This window comes from Variovorax sp. RO1, from assembly GCF_002849325.1.
Taxonomy (GTDB): Bacteria; Pseudomonadota; Gammaproteobacteria; order Burkholderiales; family Burkholderiaceae_C; genus Variovorax.
The window spans coordinates 152186-170231 of sequence record NZ_PKMT01000004.1 but is presented as its reverse complement, the minus strand read 5'-3'; the positions used below and the strand labels follow the sequence as shown (position 1 = coordinate 170231).

The 18046-nt window shown below is 67.3% G+C and carries 18 protein-coding genes; 6 read left to right on the top strand and 12 right to left on the bottom strand.

Annotated features, from left to right (window positions below; translation table 11 throughout):
* From gdhA to CY658_RS21050, 3 genes are all read right to left on the bottom strand, one after another.
* Nucleotides 1-1344: an NADP-specific glutamate dehydrogenase gene (gene gdhA, locus CY658_RS21060; protein WP_099796058.1), complete on the bottom strand. Its 1344-nt coding sequence runs from the start codon at nucleotides 1342-1344 to the stop codon at nucleotides 1-3.
* Between the two features lie 219 nt (nucleotides 1345-1563).
* The gene (locus CY658_RS21055) at nucleotides 1564-2583 is read right to left on the bottom strand and encodes a TRAP transporter substrate-binding protein (protein ID WP_101492047.1); all 1020 of its coding nucleotides are present in this window, start codon (nucleotides 2581-2583) and stop codon (nucleotides 1564-1566) included.
* Between the two features lie 47 nt (nucleotides 2584-2630).
* Nucleotides 2631-3413, bottom strand: coding sequence for an IclR family transcriptional regulator (locus CY658_RS21050; RefSeq protein WP_101492046.1), 783 nt, complete (start codon nucleotides 3411-3413; stop codon nucleotides 2631-2633).
* A 218-nt stretch (nucleotides 3414-3631) separates the two neighbouring features.
* Here CY658_RS21050 and CY658_RS21045 point away from each other — a divergent pair, with 218 nt between their 5' ends.
* Genes CY658_RS21045 through CY658_RS21025 form a run of 5 tightly spaced genes read left to right on the top strand, consistent with a single transcriptional unit; the run spans nucleotide 3632 to nucleotide 8371 of the window.
* Nucleotides 3632-4615, top strand: a complete 984-nt coding sequence (locus tag CY658_RS21045; protein ID WP_101492045.1) for a TRAP transporter substrate-binding protein — start codon at nucleotides 3632-3634, stop codon at nucleotides 4613-4615.
* Between the two features lie 40 nt (nucleotides 4616-4655).
* Entirely contained in the window at nucleotides 4656-5111 is a 456-nt protein-coding gene (locus tag CY658_RS21040) for a type II 3-dehydroquinate dehydratase (protein ID WP_101492044.1), read from the top strand.
* Nucleotides 5108-5674, top strand: coding sequence for a TRAP transporter small permease (locus CY658_RS21035; RefSeq protein ID WP_101492043.1), 567 nt, complete (start codon nucleotides 5108-5110; stop codon nucleotides 5672-5674). Before CY658_RS21040 ends, CY658_RS21035 begins: the two co-directional genes overlap by 4 nt.
* The gene (locus CY658_RS21030) at nucleotides 5671-6951 is read left to right on the top strand and encodes a TRAP transporter large permease (protein ID WP_101492042.1); all 1281 of its coding nucleotides are present in this window, start codon (nucleotides 5671-5673) and stop codon (nucleotides 6949-6951) included. The genes CY658_RS21035 and CY658_RS21030 overlap by 4 nt, the downstream gene beginning before the upstream one ends.
* A gap of 4 nt (nucleotides 6952-6955) precedes the next feature.
* The gene (locus tag CY658_RS21025) at nucleotides 6956-8371 is read left to right on the top strand and encodes an ELWxxDGT repeat protein (protein WP_101492041.1); all 1416 of its coding nucleotides are present in this window, start codon (nucleotides 6956-6958) and stop codon (nucleotides 8369-8371) included.
* Here CY658_RS21025 and CY658_RS21020 read toward each other — a convergent pair.
* The 9 genes from CY658_RS21020 to CY658_RS20980 all read right to left on the bottom strand — a co-directional run bounded on the left by CY658_RS21020 (nucleotide 8352) and on the right by CY658_RS20980 (nucleotide 17109).
* The gene (locus tag CY658_RS21020) at nucleotides 8352-9284 is read right to left on the bottom strand and encodes an alpha/beta fold hydrolase (RefSeq protein ID WP_101492040.1); all 933 of its coding nucleotides are present in this window, start codon (nucleotides 9282-9284) and stop codon (nucleotides 8352-8354) included. The two genes, CY658_RS21025 and CY658_RS21020, sit on opposite strands and share 20 nt — an antisense overlap.
* 14 nt (nucleotides 9285-9298) lie before the next feature.
* Nucleotides 9299-10477, bottom strand: coding sequence for a pyrroloquinoline quinone biosynthesis protein PqqE (gene pqqE, locus CY658_RS21015; protein ID WP_101492039.1), 1179 nt, complete (start codon nucleotides 10475-10477; stop codon nucleotides 9299-9301).
* Entirely contained in the window at nucleotides 10455-10724 is a 270-nt protein-coding gene (pqqD, locus tag CY658_RS21010; RefSeq protein WP_062481654.1) for a pyrroloquinoline quinone biosynthesis peptide chaperone PqqD, read from the bottom strand. The genes pqqE and pqqD overlap by 23 nt, the downstream gene beginning before the upstream one ends.
* Nucleotides 10721-11467: a pyrroloquinoline-quinone synthase PqqC gene (gene pqqC / locus CY658_RS21005; protein ID WP_101492038.1), complete on the bottom strand. Its 747-nt coding sequence runs from the start codon at nucleotides 11465-11467 to the stop codon at nucleotides 10721-10723. The genes pqqD and pqqC overlap by 4 nt, the downstream gene beginning before the upstream one ends.
* A gap of 7 nt (nucleotides 11468-11474) precedes the next feature.
* On the bottom strand, nucleotides 11475-12395 hold the full coding sequence (gene pqqB, locus CY658_RS21000; RefSeq protein WP_101492037.1) for a pyrroloquinoline quinone biosynthesis protein PqqB: 921 nt from the start codon (nucleotides 12393-12395) through the stop codon (nucleotides 11475-11477).
* A gap of 57 nt (nucleotides 12396-12452) precedes the next feature.
* Nucleotides 12453-12527 carry a pyrroloquinoline quinone precursor peptide PqqA gene (gene pqqA / locus CY658_RS33190; protein ID WP_013539171.1) on the bottom strand — a complete coding sequence of 25 codons (75 nt, stop codon included), beginning with the start codon at nucleotides 12525-12527 and terminating at the stop codon, nucleotides 12453-12455.
* A 36-nt stretch (nucleotides 12528-12563) separates the two neighbouring features.
* On the bottom strand, nucleotides 12564-14789 hold the full coding sequence (locus tag CY658_RS20990) for an outer membrane protein assembly factor BamB family protein (protein WP_101492036.1): 2226 nt from the start codon (nucleotides 14787-14789) through the stop codon (nucleotides 12564-12566).
* Nucleotides 14790-14880: 91 nt separating this feature from the next.
* Nucleotides 14881-15942, bottom strand: a complete 1062-nt coding sequence (locus tag CY658_RS20985) for a ThuA domain-containing protein (protein WP_101492035.1) — start codon at nucleotides 15940-15942, stop codon at nucleotides 14881-14883.
* Nucleotides 15943-16101: 159 nt separating this feature from the next.
* Nucleotides 16102-17109, bottom strand: coding sequence for a TRAP transporter substrate-binding protein (locus CY658_RS20980; RefSeq protein ID WP_101492034.1), 1008 nt, complete (start codon nucleotides 17107-17109; stop codon nucleotides 16102-16104).
* A 141-nt stretch (nucleotides 17110-17250) separates the two neighbouring features.
* Between CY658_RS20980 and CY658_RS20975 the strand changes: the two genes are divergently transcribed.
* On the top strand, nucleotides 17251-18033 hold the full coding sequence (locus tag CY658_RS20975; protein WP_099796036.1) for an IclR family transcriptional regulator: 783 nt from the start codon (nucleotides 17251-17253) through the stop codon (nucleotides 18031-18033).
* Nucleotides 18034-18046: the final 13 nt, after the last annotated feature.

The following is an 18046-nucleotide window of genomic DNA, read 5'->3' as shown; positions in this document are numbered from 1 at the left end:
TCAGACCACGCCCTGCGCCAGCATTGCATCGGCCACGCGCACGAAGCCGGCGATGTTCGCGCCGTCCACGTAGCTCACGCTGCCGTCGGCGCGCGAACCGTAATGCAGGCACGACTCGTGGATGCCCTGCATGATCTGCAGCAGGCGCGCATCGACTTCGTCACGCGTCCACACCAGCCGAGCCGCGTTCTGGCTCATCTCCAGGCCCGACGTGGCCACGCCACCCGCGTTGCTGGCCTTGCCCGGCGCATACAGCACGCCGTGGCCTTCGAGCACCTTCACGGCCTCGATGGTCGAGGGCATGTTGGCGCCTTCGGCCACGCACACCACGCCGTTCTTCACCAGCGTGCGCGCGTCTTCCTCGTTGAGCTCGTTCTGCGTGGCGCTGGGCAGTGCCACGTCGACCGGCACATGCCACGGCGTCGCGCCGGCCACGAAGCGGGTGCCGGTGCGCTCGGCGTAGTCGCTCACGCGGCCGTAGAGGTGGTTCTTCACGTCCATCAGCACGGCCAGTTTTTCGGGCGTGAAGCCTTCCTCGTCGACCACGGTACCGCTCGAGTCCGACACCGTGACCACCTTCGCGCCCAGCGCCATGGCCTTCTCGATGGTGTACTGCGCCACGTTGCCCGCGCCCGAGACGCTCACGCGCAGGCCGTCGAAGCTGCGACCCTTGCGCTTGAGCATTTCCTGCGCGAAGTAGACGTTGCCGTAGCCGGTGGCTTCGGGGCGGATCAGCGAGCCGCCGAAGCTCAGGCCCTTGCCGGTGAACACGCAGTCGGCGCGGTTGGTGAGCTTCTTGACCATGCCGGCCATGAAGCCGACCTCGCGCCCGCCCACGCCCACGTCGCCGGCCGGCACGTCGGTGTCGGAGCCCACGTGGCGGAACAGTTCGGTCACGAGCGCCTGGCAGAAGCGCATCACCTCGCCCTGGCTCTTGCCTTTGGGGTCGAAGTCGGCGCCGCCCTTGCCGCCGCCCATGGGCAGCGTGGTCAGCGCGTTCTTGAAGGTCTGCTCGAAGGCCAGGAATTTCAGGATCGACAGGTTCACCGAGGGGTGGAAGCGCATGCCACCCTTGTACGGGCCGATGGCCAGGCTGTGCTGGATGCGAAAGCCGCGGTTGACCTGCACTTCGCCGTGGTCGTCCACCCAGGAGATGCGGAACATGATCACGCGCTCGGGCTCGACCAGCCGCTCCAGCAGGCTGTGGCTCGTGTACTTGGGGTGCTTTTCGATGTACGGCCAGAGGCTTTCCATGACCTCGGTCACGGCCTGCAGGTACTCGGGCTGTCCGGGGTTGCGTTGTGCGACGTGTGCGAGGAACCCCCCGGCGGATGCGTGCTTCATTCCAATCCTCTGTTTTCCAAAACGGTGCATAACCTTATGCGAATCCTGCATTTTGCCGGATTGGAGAACCAGATTGAGGCGAAAAGCCCTCAGAAGGTGCGTCGTTTGGGGTGTCTGATGTGGCAGCGCCCCAACTTGAAACACGGCGGGGGCCGGGCAACACACATGTCACCCGGCTCCCGCGGCTGCGCTCGGTGCCTTTTCCTGCTACTTGCCCTGCTACTTGCGCGCCTTCTCGATCTCCGCCATCAGCTCCTTGACGGTGGCCTCGCCGACCGAGGCCGTGTACTTCTCGATCACCGGCTTCACCTTGGCGCGCAGCTTCGCCATCTCTTCGGGCGGCAGCTCGGAGACGGTCATGCCGGCCTTCTTGAGCGCGTCGAGCGCGCTGTCGGCCGCGCCGCGCGAGGCCTGGCGCTGGAACACGGTCGCTTCGGCGGCGGCCTCGTTGACGATCTTCTTTTCGTCGGCGCTCATGCCGTCCCAGGTCTTGCGGCTGATCAGCAGCGCCTGTGGGTTGTAGATGTGGCGGGTCTGGGTGATGTACTTCTGCACTTCCGCGAACTTGGACGACAGGATGGTCGTGTTCGGGTTCTCCTGGCCGTCGACCGCCTTCTGGTCGAGCGCGGGGTACAGCTCGGGGAACGGCAGCGGCGTGGCGTTGGCACCCAGCGCGCTGAACATGTCGATGTAGATCGGCGACTGGATCACGCGGATCTTCAGGCCCGCGATGTCGTCGGCCTTGACGATCGGGCGCTTGCTGTTCGTCAGGTTGCGAAAGCCCAGGTCCCAGTAGCCCAGGCCGTGCAGCGCCTTGTCTTCCAGCTTGGCCATCATCTTCTGGCCGAAGGGCCCGTCGGTGACGACGTCGGCTTCCTTGCCGCTGTTGAAGAGGAACGGAAAGTCGTAGGCCGCGAACTCCTTCACCTGCGCCGACAGGATGCCGGCGTTGAGCACGGTCATCTCCACCGTGCCGCCCTGCAGCGCCGACACGGTCTGCAGGTCGCCGCCGAGCGTGCCGCCGGGGAACAGCTTCACGGTGATCTTGCCGCCCGACTTCGCGGCCACGAGGTCGGCGAACTTCTGCGCGCCCTGCGCCTGCGGATGGCCGGCCTGGTTCTGGAACGCGAACTTGATGGTGCGCTCCTTGAGCTGCGCGAACGCGCCGGGGGCGGCGAACGCGAGGGTCGCTGCCACGGCGGCCAGCAGCAAGGTGCGCTTCGAATGCTTCGTCTTCATGGTGATGTCTCCTTCTCTTTTCTGGGGGGTGGTGAAACCGGCAGGGCCTACGCCCTCTTCTTGAACAGCGCCGAGGCCCCGCTGGCGCGCGCCACTTCTTCGGCGGCCTGGCACAGCGCCGGCCCCAGCGCTTCCATGCGTTGCGGCGTGAGCCGCACCGACGGGCCCGCGATGGTGACGACCCCGATCGCCGTGCCGTCGGCGCCGAACACGGGCGCGGCCATGGCGGTCATCGCGGGGGCGAACACCTCGTTGATCATGCTGAAGCCGCGCTGGCGCGCCGCCTTCACGAAAGCCATCACGGCCTTGAGCGACGTGGGCGCCTTGGGGCCGAAGTCCTCGGGCTTGCCCAGCCCCTTCTTGGCGACGAGCGCCATCGCGTCGTCTTCGCCCAGGGTCGACAGCCACGCGTGCCCGGCCGCGCTGCACGAGAGCGCCACCGACAGACCCATGTCGGGGTCGTAGCGCAGGCCGTGCGTGGCGCCCTGCGCCTTGGCGACGAAGGTCAGGTCTTCACCGTCGACCACCGCCAGGCGCACGAGCTCGCCCGAGGTCGAGGCCAGCTGGTCGAGCAGCGGCTGCGCGATGTCGACGATGCCCGAGCGGCTGAGGAACGACAGGCTGATCGACACCAGCTTGATGGTCAGCACGTAGTGGCCATCGCGCGCCTCTTGTCGCACGTAGCCGCAGCGGATGAGCTCCGCGAGCAATCGGTGCGATGCACTCAATGGAATCTGCAATTCGCTGGCCAACGCCGACAGCGCGCACCCCTCGGGATGCTCCGCCAGATGTTCCAGCACCTTGAAGCTGCGCTCCAGTATTCCGCTCATTTCGTCCTCCGGGTGTCGTCTCGTCAACGCGGGCACTGAGGCCCGCGGCTCGTGGGTCGCCAGCGTAGCAGAACTCGGGGAAGGGATTTCCATTATGGAAATTCTTTCCAACAAAAATACGATCGCCTCCGTCCTGCATTTTTTCTTCACCTCTGTTCCCTCTTTCTTCTCCTTTTTTCTTCCTTCCCGCCTGAGGACCTTTCGTGAAACTTCTTCGTATGCTTGCCGTGGCCGGCCTGTGCGCCGGTCTCACCGCCCCGTCGTGGGCGCAGCAGGAGCGCGTGATCCGCTTCGGCCACCTGAACAACGCCGACCATCCCGTGAGCTTCGGCGTCAAGCGCTTTGCCGAGCTGCTCTCGGCCAAGAGCGGCGGCAAGATGAAGGTGCAGGAGTTCCCCGCCTCGCAGCTGGGCAACGAGATGCAGCAGCAGTCGGCGCTGCAAGGCGGCGTGCAGCAGATGTCGGCACCGGCCACCACCTCGCTGGCCGGCATCGTCAAGGAGTTCGGCCTCGTCGACTTCCCCTTCTCGGTGAACAACTTCGCGCAGGCCGATGCACTGCTCGACGGACCGCTCGGGCAGGCATTGATCGCCAAGCTCCCCGAGAAGGGCCTCGTCGCCCTGGGCTACTGGGACCTGGGCTTTCGCAACGTCACGAACAGCAAGCGCCCGATCACCAAGCCTGAAGACCTCGAGGGTTTGAAGATTCGCGTGATCCCCAACCCGGTGTTCCTCGAAACCTTCAAGGCCTTCAAGGCCAACCCGGTGCCGATGCCTTTCGCCGAGCTGTACGGTGCGCTCGAAGCCAAGGCGGTCGATGGGCAAGAGAACCCGTATGCGGTGATCCTGTCGAACAAGTTCTACGAAGTGCAGAAGTTCGTGAGCGCGACCAACCATGTCTATGCCGCCAACATCGTGCTGGTGAGCAAGAAGTTCTGGGACTCGCTCACGCCGGCCGAGCAGAAGATGATGAACGACGCGGCCAACGAGGCACGCGGTTACCAGCGGCAAGTGAGCCGTGCCGCCGCACAAAAGGCCGTCGGCGACCTGCAGGCCAAGGGCGCGCAGTTCAACGAACTCAGCACTGCCGAACAGAAGCGCATGCGAGACATCGCCAAGCCCGTCATCGACAAGTTCGCCGCGCAGTACGACCCCGCCATCGTCAAGCTCTACAACGACGAGCTCGTACGCATCCGCAAGTAAACAAGTCAGCAAGCAAGTCAGTCCCTCACCGAAGCTCCCCATGAAGATCCTCGTTCTCCACGGCCCCAACCTCAACCTGTTCGGTCGCCGCGAACCCCACATCTACGGCAAGACCACGCTCGCCGAAATCAACGCACAGCTGCAGGCCCTCGCCGTCGAGCTCGGCGTGACGCTCGAAACCATCCAGTCGAACCACGAAGGCGACCTGATCGACTTCCTGCACACCCACATCGACGATGCGCAGGGCGCGCTGGTGAACCCCGCCGGCCTCACGCAGCACGGCGTGCCGCTGCACGACGCGATCAAGGCCATGCCGTTCCCGACCATCGAGGTCCACATGTCCAACATCGCCGCGCGCGAGGCATGGCGCGCGCATTCGATCATCTCGCCGGCGGTGAAGGGCACGGTCCAGGGCCTGGGTCCGCTGTCGTACCTGGCGGCATTGCGCGCGCTGGTCGACATGCAGCGCCAGGCGCAAGCACAGGCCTCCGCATGACCCGCTGGCTCGACCGGTGCTGCACCGGCATCGAGGCGCTGATCGCGGCCGCGCTCGCGGTCATGGTCGTGCTCGTGTTCGGCAACGTGGTGCTGCGCTACGGCTTCAACTCGGGCATCACGGTGTCCGAGGAAATTTCGCGCTGGCTCTTCATCTGGATGACCTTCCTGGGTGCCGTGGTGGCGCTGAAGGAGCACGGCCACCTGGGTGTGGACATGGTGGTGCAGAAGCTGCCCCCCATCGGAAAGAAGATCTGCCTGGCCGTCGGCCATGTGGTGATGCTCTACATCGTCTGGCTGCTGCTGCAAGGCAGCATCGCGCAGGCGCGCATCAACTGGGACGTGACGGCACCCGTCACCGGCGCGTCGATGGCCATCGTCTACGCCGCGGGCATCGTGTTCTCGGTGCTCGCCGGACTCATCCTGGCGCTCGACCTGCTGCGCCTGCTCACGGGCCGCATCGCGGACCACGAGCTGGTGATGGTGCAGGAGTCGGAAGAAGCGGTGCAGCTGCAGCAGATCCTGGGTTCGCAAGGCGCCAAGGAACCGGGGGCACGGCCATGACCATCGCTGTTTTTGTCGGCTCGCTGTTGCTCGCCATGGCGATGGGCATTCCCATCGCCTTCTCGCTGCTGGCCAGCGGTGTCGCGCTGATGTGGCACCTCGACCTGTTCGACGCGCAGATCCTCACGCAGAACGTGATCGGCGGCGCCGACAGCTTTCCGCTGCTGGCCGTGCCCTTCTTCATGCTCGCGGGCGAGATCATGAACGTGGGCGGGCTGTCCAAGCGCATCGTCGACTTCGCGCTCGCGCTCGTCGGCCATGTGAAGGGCGGCCTGGGCTACGTGACCATCATGGCGGGGTGCCTGCTGTCGGCGCTCTCGGGTTCGGCCGTGGCCGATGCCGCCGCGCTCACCGCGCTGCTGCTGCCGATGATGGTGCGCGCGGGCCACGACAAGCCGCGCGCGGCCGGCCTCATTGCGGCCACCGGCGTGATCGGCCCCGTGATCCCGCCGAGCATCGGCCTCGTGATCTTCGGCGTGGCGGCCAACGTGTCGATCTCCAAGCTGTTTCTCGCGGCCATCGTGCCGGGCCTGCTGATCGGCGGCGCGCTGTGGATCACCTGGGCCTGGCTGGTGCGGCGCGAAAAGATCGTGCCGCCGCCGCGCAAGTCGTCGGCCGAAATTGCCGCCGCCTTCCGCAACGCGCTGTGGGCGCTGATGCTGCCGGTGATCATCCTCGTGGGCCTGCGCATGGGCGTGTTCACGCCCACCGAGGCCGCGGTGGTGGCCGCCGTGTATGCGCTCTTCGTGTCGACGGTGGTGTACCGCGAGATCACCTGGAAAGACCTGTACGCCATCTTCGTGAACGCGGCCAAGACCAGCGCCATCGTGATGTTCCTGATCGCCGCGGCCATGGTGAGCGCCTGGCTCATCACGGTGGCCGACCTGCCCTCGAAGATCGTGGGCATGCTGCAGCCGTTCATGGGCAACCAGATGCTGCTCATGATCGCGATCATGGTGCTCGTGATGGTGGTGGGCACGGCGATGGACATGACGCCGACCATCCTCATCCTCACGCCAGTGCTCATGCCCGTGGTGAAGGCCGCCGGCATCGACCCCGTGTACTTCGGCGTGCTGTTCATCATCAACAACTCGATCGGCCTCGTCACGCCGCCGGTGGGCACGGTGCTCAACGTGGTGGCGGGCGTCGGCAAGATCTCGATGGACGACGTCACACGCGGCGTGGTGCCGTTCATGCTGGCCGAGTTCGCGATCCTGTTCGTGATGGTGGCGTTTCCGCAGCTGGTGATCGTGCCGGCGCGGTGGTTCGGGGGCTGAGCCGGTGCGCGCCATTTGCCTCGCCGCGCTCGCCCTGCTCGCGGCCCTGCCTGCCGCTGCGCAAGACCCCGAGCGCGAGGTACTGCCCGAGCAGCGCCAGCGGCTGGCCTTCATCGCGCCCTCCGGCCTCGCGCCGCTGGGCAACGGCAAGATGGTGTTCAGCGCCTTCCACGTGACGACCGGCCAGGAGCTGTGGGTCACCGACGGCAGCAACGCCGGCACTACCTTGCTGAAGGACATCCGGCCGGGCTTCAGGGGGTCGTTCCCCGCCGCTCAGGTCGCGTTCAAGGGCCACGTCTACACCACCGCCACCGACGGCGCGAGCGGGCTCGAACTGTGGCGCACCGACGGCACCGCCGCCGGCACGGCGCAGGTGATCGACCTGCGCCCCGGCGAGGAAGGCGCGATGCCCAACGAGCTGACCGTGTTCCGCGACGCGCTCTACTTCGTGGCCGACGACGGCCAGACCGGCTTCCAGGTGTGGAAGACCACGGGCGACGCGAAGGGCACCACGCGCGTGTCCGCCGTCGACGCCGGGCCGCGCGCCCTCACCCGCCAGCTCACCGTGGCCGGCCCGCGCCTGTTCTTCACGGCGACCACGCGCACGCAGGGCCACGAACTCTGGGTGACCGACGGCACGCCCGAGCACACACGGCTGGTGAAGGACATCCGCCCGGGCCTCGAGGACGCGGGCATCCAGAACCTCACGGCCGTGGGCAGCGACGTCTACTTCACCGCGCACGACGGCGAGCACGGCGCCGAGCTGTGGAAGAGCGACGGCACCGAACACGGCACGCAACTCGTGAAAGACCTGCGCCCCGGCGCCGCGCCCTCGCGGCCGACGCACCTGGCGGCGCTGGGCCGCACGCTGTACTTCTCGGCCGACGACGGCGTGCACGGCATCGAACTGTGGAAGACCGACGGCACTGCGAAGGGCACGGCGCTGGTGAAGGACATCCGGCCGGGGCCGAGCGGCTCCGTGTCGAGCGCGATCGCCGTGATGGGCGGCAAGCTCTACTTCGCAGCGACCGACGGCGCGTCGGGCGCGGAGCTGTGGCGCAGCGACGGCTCGGCCGCGGGCACGGTGCGCGTGAAAGACATTGCACCGGGCGCGGAGAACGGCTCGCCGGCGCGCTTCGCCGTCGTCGGAACGCGCCTGTGGTTCGCGGCGAACGGCGGCGGTGGTCGCGGTGTCGAGCCGTGGACCAGCGACGGCACGACGGCCGGCACGCGCGCCGTGGCCGACCTCGCCGCCGGCGAACGCCACGCCATGCCGCTGGGCTTTCGTGCGCTCGGTGACGCGGTGCTCTTCGTGGCTGACGACGGCCATGGCAACGACCGGCTGTGGTCCTATCGAAAGGACGGCAAGGATGGGCGGGTGACGCTGATCGGCGATCCGCTCAAGGCGCGGCTGCGCTGACACCGAAGGCCTGCGTGGCCGCATAGTCGCGCAAGGCCTGCTGCATGGCCGCGGCGATGGCCGGGTGCGTCGGGTCGTGGCCCGAGCCCTGCGCCCACTGCAGCGGCGCGCCCAGCACCTGCGCCAGTGCCCGCGCGCCCTCGGGCGGACACAGCGCGTCCTGCGTGCCGTGCACGATCAGCGTGGGCACAACAGGCATTGCGGCGCAGCGCTGCAGCAGCGTGGGCGCATCGAGCCAGCAGCCATGTCGCAGGTAATGGCTCTGCACGCGGTAGCGCGCCACGAGCCGCGGCAGCATCGCCTCGTCGAGCGGCGGTGCGGCACCGCCGGTGGCGAGGCGCTGTTCCCAATCGAACCAGCAGCGTGTCAGCTCGCACTGCCGCGCCCAGGTGCCGTGCGCGAAGACCTCGGCGATCGGCACCGTCACCGGGCATTGCCTTTGCTCGGCCTCGTCCCACAGTGCGCGCCATGCAGGGCCGTCATGCCGCCGGGCCCCAGCGAAGAGCGCGTGAATGTCGCTCGGGCGCGCGAGGAACACGTTGCGCAGCAGCAGGCCCGCCACAGCCTCCGGTACATCGAGCGCATGCATCAGCGCCAGCGTGGCGCCCCACGAGCCGCCGACCACCAGCCATCGATCAATGTGCAGGTGCGCGCGCAGCAGCCGCAGATCAGCCAACAGATCGGCGAGCGTGTTGTGTTCAATCGATCCTGCAGGTGTGCTGAGGCCCGAACCGCGTTGGTCGGGGCAAATGATGCGGTAGTGCGCCGGATCGAAGTCCCGGTGCAACAGCGACGAGCTGCCCGAGCCCGGCCCGCCGTGCAGCACCACCACGGGCAGGCCTGCCGGGTTGCCGTGCTCCTCGACGTGCATCACATGCCCGCCGTCCAGAGGCAGGCGATGGGTGATCGTCATCGGCGCGCGCCCGCTCAAGCAGACGCGTTCGCGTCGGTGCGAAAGACGAGTTCGCCCGCACGCCGCGCGCCCGGCACGAAACGGATCGGCATGCCCTGGTCGCGCGGATCGCCCGCCGCCTTGACCATCGCCTCGACCTCGTCATGCCGCGGGCTCTTCGGGCACACCGGGTCGGTGGCGGCTGCGTCGCCCGTCAGCAGGAAGGCCTGGCAGCGGCAACCGCCGTGGTCCTTTTCCTTCTCGTCGCAGCTCTGGCAGGTGCTGCTCATCCAGCCGGTGCCGCGGTACGCGCCGAAGGCCGGGCTCTCCTGCCAGATGCTGCGGATGCTGTGCGCGCGCACATTGGGAAAGTCGAGACCGGGCAGCATGCGCGCGCTGTGGCACGGCAGCGCCACGCCGTCGGGTGCCACCACGAGGAACACGCTGCCCCACCCCGCCATGCAAGGCTTGGGCTTGCCCTCGGCGTAGTCGGGCACCACCCAGAGGATCTTCATGCGGCCGTCCAGGCGCGGGCGGTGGGTTTCCACCACCGCCTCGGCCGTGGCCAGCATGTCGCGCGAGGGCATCAGCATCTCGCGGTTGCGCCAGGCCCAGCCGTAGTACTGCACGTTGGCGAGTTCGAGAAAGTCGGCCTCCATCGCCTCGGCCATCTCGATGATGCGGCCCACGTGCGGCAGGTTGTAGCGGTGCATCACGCAGTTCAGCACCATCGGGTAGCCGAGGTCCTTGATGGTGCGGGCCACGCGCTGCTTGAGGTCGAAGGTCTTCGTGGAGCTGAGGAAGTCGTTGAGTTCGCGGCTCGAGTCCTGGAACGACAGCTGGATGTGGTCCAGCCCCGCACGCTTCAACGTCTCGGCGCGCTGCGGCGTGAGGCCCACGCCCGAGGTGATCAGGTTGGTATAGAAGCCGAGCTCGTGCGCCGCCGCGACCAGCTCGGGCAGGTCGTCGCGCAGCAGCGGCTCGCCGCCCGAGAAACCCAGCTGCACCGCACCCATCGCGCGTGCTTCGCGGAACACGCGAATCCATTCGGCCGTGCCCAGCTCCTCGCGATAGCGCGTGTAGTCGACCGGGTTGGAGCAGAAGGCGCAGTGCAGCGGGCAGCGGTAGGTCAGCTCGGCCAGCAGCCACAGCGGCGGCTTGGCCGCAGCGCGGGGTGCGCGGGCCTGCGGCTCAGCGGATCCAGTGGCGTCCACGGGCCTGCTCCAGAAATTCGAGTACGTCGGCATGCAGATCGCTCTCGCCGAAGGTGCGCTCCAGGTCGGCCACGAGCGCGGCCACCGAGGTCTTGCCGTCGCAGCGCTGGAGGATCTCGGCCGCCGGCCCGTTGAGCTTGATCATGCCCTCGGGGAACAGCAGCACGTGGCACTGCTGCGCCTCTTCCCACTGCATGCGGTAGATCGAGGTGAGCGCCGGCTGGGCATCGTCGGTCCATGCGGTCATGGCTGCTTCTCTTTCGGAAGGTCGTCGGGGTAGGCCTTCTCGATCGCGTCGAGCATGGCCCAGAGGATGTCGAGCTTGAAGCCCAGGATGTGCAATGCACGCTGCTGCCGCTCGCGCGTGGTGCACCACTGCATCGCCACTTCGAGGCCGTGCTCGACGTCGCGGTCGGCCAGCGGAATGCGGCTGCGAAAGTAGTCCAGGCCCGAGGTGTCGATCCACGGGTAGTGCGTGGGCCAGCCCGCGAGCCGGTCCTTGTGGATGCGCGGCGCGAACATCTCGGTGAGCGACGAAATCACCGCCTCCTGCCACGGTGCCGTGCGCGCGAAGTTGACGTAGGCATCGACCGCGAAGCGCACGCCGGGCACCACGAGCGCATGCGACTCGAGCACCTCGCGCGACAGGCCGGTGGCAATGCCCAGACGGGTCCAGATCTCGATGCCGCCCGCGTTGGCGCCTTCATGGTCGCCGTGCCCGTCGTGGTCGAGCATGCGCACCACCCAGCGCCGGCGCGTGGCGCGGTCGTCGCAGTTGGACAGAACGGCGGCGTCCTTCACCGGAATGCGGCACTGGTAGTAGAAGCGGTTCGCCACCCAGCCGCGCACCTGGAAGGGCTGCAGCTCACCCGCATTGAGCCGGCGGTTGAAGGGGTGGTGGCTGTGGTAGCGCGACTCCATGGCGCGCAGCCTCGCTTCGAACTCCTGCGGGGACCATGGGCCTTGTGTCTCTTGCCGTTGCTGTTGCATCACGTGTTCAGATCTCCAGGGCCATGCCGTCGAACGCGACCTCGATGCTGTGGCGCACGAGCTGCGCGCGCTCCGGCCCGTCTTCGTCCAGGATGGGGTTGCTGTTGTTGATGTGGATGAGCACCTTGCGTTGTGCAGCGCAAGCGTCGAGCGCCTGCAGCATGCCGGGGCCGTGCGGCCCGTCGCATTGCGGCAGGTGACCCATGTCGGCCGCGTGCTTCTTGCCGAGGCCGGCCGCGACCATTTCGTCTTCGGTCCAGAAGGTGCCGTCGACGAGCACGCAGTCGCAGACATCGAGGCTGCGGCGCTCGGCCTCGCCGACCTGCGCCAGGCCCGGCGCATAGAGCACGCGCTTGCCGGTGGCGGGGTCTTCGATGAGCACTGCGGCGTTCTCGCTGCGCGCCTCGGTCTGGCGGCGCGGCGAATACGGCGGCGCCTTGCCGGGCACCGGCAGTGCCTGCAGCCGCAGGCCGGCGATGTCGTGCCAGGCGCCGCCGCCAGGCTCGAGCGACAACGGGTGCCAGGTCACGCCGCAGTAGCTGTCGAGCGTGCGCAGCAGCGGCAGGCTGCCCGTCAGGTCGTCATGGGCCTCGGGCGTGCAGTACAGCTGCAACCGCTGCCCTTCGCGCAGGCTCAGTAGGCCTGCGACGTGGTCGATTTGAGAGTCCATCAGCACCACCGCCTCGATCGGCGAATGGCGCAGTCCGTGGCGCGGCCACAGGGCCGGCGAGGCGCGCAGTTGCGCGCCGAGGTCGGGGGACGCGTTCAGCAAGATCCAGCGCTCGCCATCGGCCGACACCGCGATCGAACTCTGCGTGCGGGGCGTGGCCCGCACCTGTCCGCTTCGCTGGCCGGCGCACAGGCGGCAATTGCAATTCCATTGAGGGAAGCCACCGCCCGCTCCCGAACCCAGCACCAGAATCTTCATGGAGGCCCAACAAAAAAACGGCACCGGCGCAAGGCCGGTGCCGTGTGGGGGCCGCGCTCAGCGCGCGGAAATGTACATCGTGATTTCGAAACCGAAACGCATTTCTTCAAACTCAGGCTTGCACCACTTCATCGCATTGCTCCTTCAGGGTTGGGGTTGAGGGACATATCAATAAACGACGATCTTTCCCGTCGGGCGCGGGCTATGGCAGTCGTTGTAAAAGTATTCGCCCGGCGTGTCAAAGGTGTGGGTCTGCGACTGGCCCGGGGTCAGCCTGAAATTGAACCTCCCTTCGAAGAACTGCGTGGCGCAGTGGGTGTTCGCGTTGGCGGCGGGGTTCGTGAAGGTCACGGCGGTGTTCACCGGCACGCGCATGAAGGTCGGCGTCATGGCATTCACGGCCGTCGACTCGGTCGCGCCGGGCTCGTTCGTCGGCGTTTGCACGCGCGCCAGGAACACGGTGTTCGGCGTGGGCAGTGCCGAGCCCTCGACCGCCTGGCCCGACACAGGCCGTCGCACCACCGGCGGTGTCGGCGTGGCCGCCGCCGTCACCGCACCGCCGACCTTGAAGGCCCACAGCCGGTCGCCGCGCGGTGCCGAGTCGCCGTACGGAATGCTCGTGCCGCCCGAGAACACCGCGATGTACTGCTCGCCGTCGATCTCGTAGGAGACCGGGCTCGCGCTGATCGCCGCGCCGGTCTGGAAGCGCCACAGCTCGGTGCCGTCCTGCGCATCGAGCGCCAGCAGGTTGCCGTCGGGCTGGCCGATGAACAGCAGGTCGGAGGCCGTGCTCAGGATGCCGTTGCCGTGCGCCACCGAGTACGGCAGCGGCTTCTTCCACTTGACGAGGTTGGTGCTCGGATCGACCGCCACGACCGCGCCGGTCATGTAGGTGCCCGGCGGACGCAGGCCGTTGCTCGACTCGCTGAGCGAGTGCGCGGCCGACACGTAGCCCATGCCCGTGTAGACCAGGCCCGTGCGCTGGCTGAACGACTGGTGGTTCCAGTTGGCACCGCCGCCGTGGCCCGGGATGGACAGGATCGGCACGTCCCAGTGCGCGTCGTACAGGCAGCCCTTCGTGTAGTTGGGCACCGCGCGGTTGGGGTCGCCCGGAATGGCGGTGCCCAGCGGCTGGTCGACGATGCAGGTCTCGGTCCAGGCGCCCTGGCGCGGCAGCGGTTGCGTGGGCCAGCTGGCCTGGCGGGCGTCCTGCTTCACGGGCACTTCGTCGATGCCCAGCGGTGCGCTGCCGTCCTTGCGATCGAGGATGTAGTACATGCCCGTCTTGCTGCCGTAGATGACGACCTTGCGGTCCTTGCCGTCGATCTTCACGTCGGCGAGCACGGGCGACATCACGTTGTCCATGTCCCAGATGTCGTGGTGCACCGATTGAAAGTGCCACTTGTACTCGCCGCTCTTCAGGTCGAGCGCGACGATGGAGTTGGCGAACAGGTTCTGGCCCGGGCGCGAGGAACCGTCTTGCGACGAACCGCCGCGCACGTTGCCGAAGGTCCAGTACACCAGGCCCAGTTCGGGATCGACCGCGGGGTGAATCCACGGCGTGGCGCCGGTGCGTGCCGCATCGGGCGCGCCGCCCCAGGTGTCGTAGCCCAGCTCGCCCGCGCGGGGCACGCCCCAGAAGGTGGTCAGCACCTTGCCGGTGAGCGCGTCGGCCGAGAACGCGGCACCGCGGTTGCCGTCGTTGGTGCCCAGGTAGAGGCGCTTGTCGTGATACACCAGCGCGACCTTCTGCAGCGCGCCCTTGTAGTCGGGGTCGGTGCTGCTGGTCGGGTACTGCTTGATCCACTCGACGGCGCCGGTGTCGGTGCGCAACGCCACGAGGCGGTTGCCGGTGGCGACGGTGAACACCAGGCCCAGGTCTTTGGCGACGGCCACGCCGCGGCGGGTGATGTTGCCGTAGGGCGTGGTCCATTTCCACTTCGTGACACCGGTCTTGCCGTCCACCGCGACCACGTTGCCGGGCGCCGACTCGATGTAGAGCACGCCGTCGACGACGACGGTCGTGCTCTGGTTGTTGCCGGTGGTCATGCCGCCTTCGATCTGGTTGACCCAGGCGCCACCGAGTTGCGTGACGAGGCCCTTGTTGATCTTGCGCAGGCTCGAATAGTTCTGATTGCCCAGGTTGCCGCCGACCTTCGGGAAGTCCTTGTCGCCGGCGGTGCAGCAGTCCGACAGGTCAGACGCAGGTGCGGCGGCTGCGGGTGGCGATGCAGGCGGCGCTGCGCCGGCAGACGGCGGCGGCGCGGGGGCCGGCACCACGGGCAGCACGGGCGTGCCACCTCCGCCGCTGGAGCCGCCGCAGGCGGTGATCAGCAACGGCGATGCGAGCACGCCGCACGAGATCAGCAGCGTGACCAATGATTTTTTCTTCATGGATGTCTCTACTCGGTGAACGTTGGAACAGGGGTGTTCGAAACGACCGGTGGCGCGCGCACGGCGCCGCACCGGCCCCGGGAGGTCGTGCTTATTCGGTGGTGCAGAAAGGTGTCAGGCCCATCGCCGACTTCACGCCTTGCACGACGAGCTTCTGGAACTCGATGGCGCCCACGCCCGACAGGTCGGCGGTGAACGAGTGGGCGTTGTGCCCGAGCGTCGAGAGCCAGGCGCGGCCGCCGTCGTAGTACTGGCACCACGCGACCGGATGGAAGTCGGCGTGGCCCGGATGCGGCGCGGAGGTGAGCGGCTTCAGCGTCGAGGTGTCGACCTTGGCCAGGAACTTCACCTTCGTCGGGAAGGGCATCAGGTTGTACCACTCGTCCTGGAACGAGAAGCGCTTGGGCACGTCCTTCGTCGAGGGGTCGTCCGAGACGATCTCGACATCGCCCGCGCGGTTGGGTCCGTGGTTGTAGAAGTTCGCGTTGCCCAGCAGGCCTTCGTAGTACGGCCAGTTGTATTCGGCGCCGAAGGCGTTGTGCAGGCCCACGAAGCCGCCGCCGCGGCGCATGTAGTTGCGCAGCGCGGTGCGCGCGGCGTCCTGGCTGGTGCTCACGGCGCCGTTCCACAAGGTGTCGCGGTTCGAGCTCGCGAAGATGATGGCCTTGTAGTTGTTGATGCGACTGCTCAGCACCGACACGTCCTCGGTCCAGTCGACCGTGATGCCCTCGGCCGACAGCATGCGCAGCAGGCCGGCCTGCATCACGTTGTCGGGGTTCATCGCCGGGTTCAGGCCGACCGCCATCGGCGTGCCGAGCACGGCATGGCGCGGGCCCGCGGTGCGCGAGTAGATCAGCACGCGGTCGGGCGTGCTGGCGAAGGCGCCCCAGTCGTTGTAGCACTTGGGGTTGGTGCCGCGGCACACGTTGTAGTACTCGTCGAAGCTGTCGTCGACCTCGGCCACCGGTTCGGTGGGCGGCGGCACTTCATCGGTCGGTGCGGGCGGCGGCGCCGATGCAGCGGGCGCGGGCGCCACGGGCAGGAACGGCAAGGCCGCGCCGCCGCCGCCGTCGCCTCCACCGCAGGCAGTCAATGCCAGCGCGAGCGCGGCGGCCGATGCAAGTCCGAAGGGAAAGGATCTGGAATGTTTCAACGGAGTCTCCTCTTGGTGGTCAATGGCGGAATCGGACGGGCGCACGCGCCCAGCACGTGTCGCTGCGCCGCGGGTGGCGGCAGGCGCAGACGTGGGAGTGACGGAAATTGCCGGCGGGAACGAAGAAGAAATTCGTCGTCCGCCGTGGGTGGGGACGCGCTACTTGCGGATGCGCGCGAGCTCGTCGTTGTAGAGCTTGACGATGGCGGGGTCGTACTGGGCGGCGAACTTGTCGACAACGGGCTTGGCGATGTCGCGCATGCGCTTCTGCTCGGGAGCACTGAGTTCGTTGAACTGCGCGCCCTTGGCCTGCAGCTCGCCCACGGCCTTCTGTGCGGCGGCGCGACTCACTTGCCGCTGGTAACCACGTGCCTCGTTGGCCGCGTCGTTCATCATCTTCTGCTCGGCGGGCGTGAGCGAGTCCCAGAACTTCTTGCTCACCAGCACGATGTTGGCGGCGTAGACATGGTTCGTCGCACTCACGAACTTCTGCACTTCGTAGAACTTGTTCGACAGGATCACCGCATACGGGTTCTCTTGCCCATCGACCGCCTTGGCTTCGAGGGCACCGTACAGCTCGGCAAAGGGCATCGGCACGGGGTTGGCCTTGAAGGCCTTGAAGGTTTCGAGGAACACCGGGTTGGGGATCACGCGGATCTTCAAACCCTCGAGGTCTTCAGGCTTGCTGATCGGGCGCTTGCTGTTGGTGACGTTGCGAAAGCCCAGGTCCCAGTAGCCCAACGCGACGAGGCCCTTCTCCGGGAGCTTGGCGATCAGCGCCTGACCCAATGGTCCGTCGAGCAGTGCATCGGCCTGCGCGAAGTTGTTGACCGAGAAGGGGAAGTCGACAAGGCCGAACTCCTTGACGATGCCTGCCAGCGATGTCGTCGCCGGTGCCGACATCTGCTGCACGCCGCCTTGCAGCGCCGACTGCTGCTGCATCTCGTTGCCCAGTTGCGAGGCGGGGAACTCCTGGACCTTCATCTTGCCGCCGCTCTTGGCCGAGAGCAGCTCGGCAAAGCGCTTGACGCCGAAGCTCACGGGATGGTCGGCGTTGTTCAGGTGGCCGAAGCGGATCACGCGCTCCTGCTGCGCTTGCGCAACGGCAGGAACGACCAGGGCGAGGGCGAGGCCGGCGGTGGCCAGCGAGCGGTAAAGCGTTCTCAAAGTTGTTCTCCAGCTTGCGATGTGAGCGATCCATGCCGGGGCGCCAAGAAGCGCCTCCGACCCCAGACGGCGCGATCTTATCGATTTAGTGGAAAATCTTTCTACTAGTGAAAACACTTGGCAAAATGCTAGAGTCGTCTCATGACAGCCATACTCGAACGCAGCTTCAAGGTGCTCGAACACCTCTCCGGCCACCCCGAAGGCCGCGCGCTTTCCGCGCTGTCTGCCGAGCTGGAAATGCCCTTGAGCGCCACCCATCGCCTGCTGAGCGAACTGGTGCGCTGCGGCTATGTGCGGCAAGACCAGAGCCATGGCGACTACATGCTGACCATCAAGCTGGTGTCGCTGGGCCTGAGCTTTCTGAGCAACAGCGGCATCGTCGACGTGGCGCAGCCGCTGCTCGACCGGCTCGCGGTCGCATCGGGTGAACTGGTGCGGCTGGCGGTGGTCGACGGCGACGAACTCACCTTCGTCGCGAAGGCGCAAGGCGCCACGCGCGGGCTGCGCTACGACCCGGACATGGGCCTGTCGGTGAACCTCTCGTGCAGTTCCGCAGGCCACGCGTGGCTCTCGACCATGACGGACGAACAGGCGCTGCAACTCGTCGCGAAACAAGGCTTCGGCCAGCCGGAAGATTTCGGCCCCAAGGCGCCGACCACCATGAAGGCGCTGCTCGTGTTCCTGCGCGCGACACGCAAGCGCGGCTTCTCGATGATCAACGAGGTGTTCTCCCCCGCGATGACGGCCATGGCCGCGCCGGTGCGCGGCGCGCATGGCGGCGTGATCGGCGTCATCACCATCGCGGGGCCGCTGGTGCGGCTCACGGAAGAACGCATGCTCGCGCTGGGCCCGCAGCTGCTGGCCGCGGCGGACGACGTGGCGCGCGCCAGCGGCGCGTCCGCGCTGTTCAAGCGCCGGGCCTGAAGGCCCCGCAGGT

Bases quoted from the DNA above. Each gene is read 5' to 3' on its own strand.
- gdhA (WP_099796058.1), bottom strand. From the start codon at position 1,344: ATGAAGCACGCATCCGCCGGGGGGTTCCTCGCACACGTCGCACAACGC.
- CY658_RS21055 (WP_101492047.1), bottom strand. From the start codon at position 2,583: ATGAAGACGAAGCATTCGAAGCGCACCTTGCTGCTGGCCGCCGTGGCA.
- CY658_RS21050 (WP_101492046.1), bottom strand. From the start codon at position 3,413: ATGAGCGGAATACTGGAGCGCAGCTTCAAGGTGCTGGAACATCTGGCG.
- CY658_RS21045 (WP_101492045.1), top strand. From the start codon at position 3,632: ATGCTTGCCGTGGCCGGCCTGTGCGCCGGTCTCACCGCCCCGTCGTGG.
- CY658_RS21040 (WP_101492044.1), top strand. From the start codon at position 4,656: ATGAAGATCCTCGTTCTCCACGGCCCCAACCTCAACCTGTTCGGTCGC.
- CY658_RS21035 (WP_101492043.1), top strand. From the start codon at position 5,108: ATGACCCGCTGGCTCGACCGGTGCTGCACCGGCATCGAGGCGCTGATC.
- CY658_RS21030 (WP_101492042.1), top strand. From the start codon at position 5,671: ATGACCATCGCTGTTTTTGTCGGCTCGCTGTTGCTCGCCATGGCGATG.
- CY658_RS21020 (WP_101492040.1), bottom strand. From the start codon at position 9,284: ATGACGATCACCCATCGCCTGCCTCTGGACGGCGGGCATGTGATGCAC.
- pqqD (WP_062481654.1), bottom strand. From the start codon at position 10,724: ATGACCGCATGGACCGACGATGCCCAGCCGGCGCTCACCTCGATCTAC.
- pqqC (WP_101492038.1), bottom strand. From the start codon at position 11,467: ATGCAACAGCAACGGCAAGAGACACAAGGCCCATGGTCCCCGCAGGAG.
- pqqB (WP_101492037.1), bottom strand. From the start codon at position 12,395: ATGAAGATTCTGGTGCTGGGTTCGGGAGCGGGCGGTGGCTTCCCTCAA.
- CY658_RS20990 (WP_101492036.1), bottom strand. From the start codon at position 14,789: ATGAAGAAAAAATCATTGGTCACGCTGCTGATCTCGTGCGGCGTGCTC.
- CY658_RS20975 (WP_099796036.1), top strand. From the start codon at position 17,251: ATGACAGCCATACTCGAACGCAGCTTCAAGGTGCTCGAACACCTCTCC.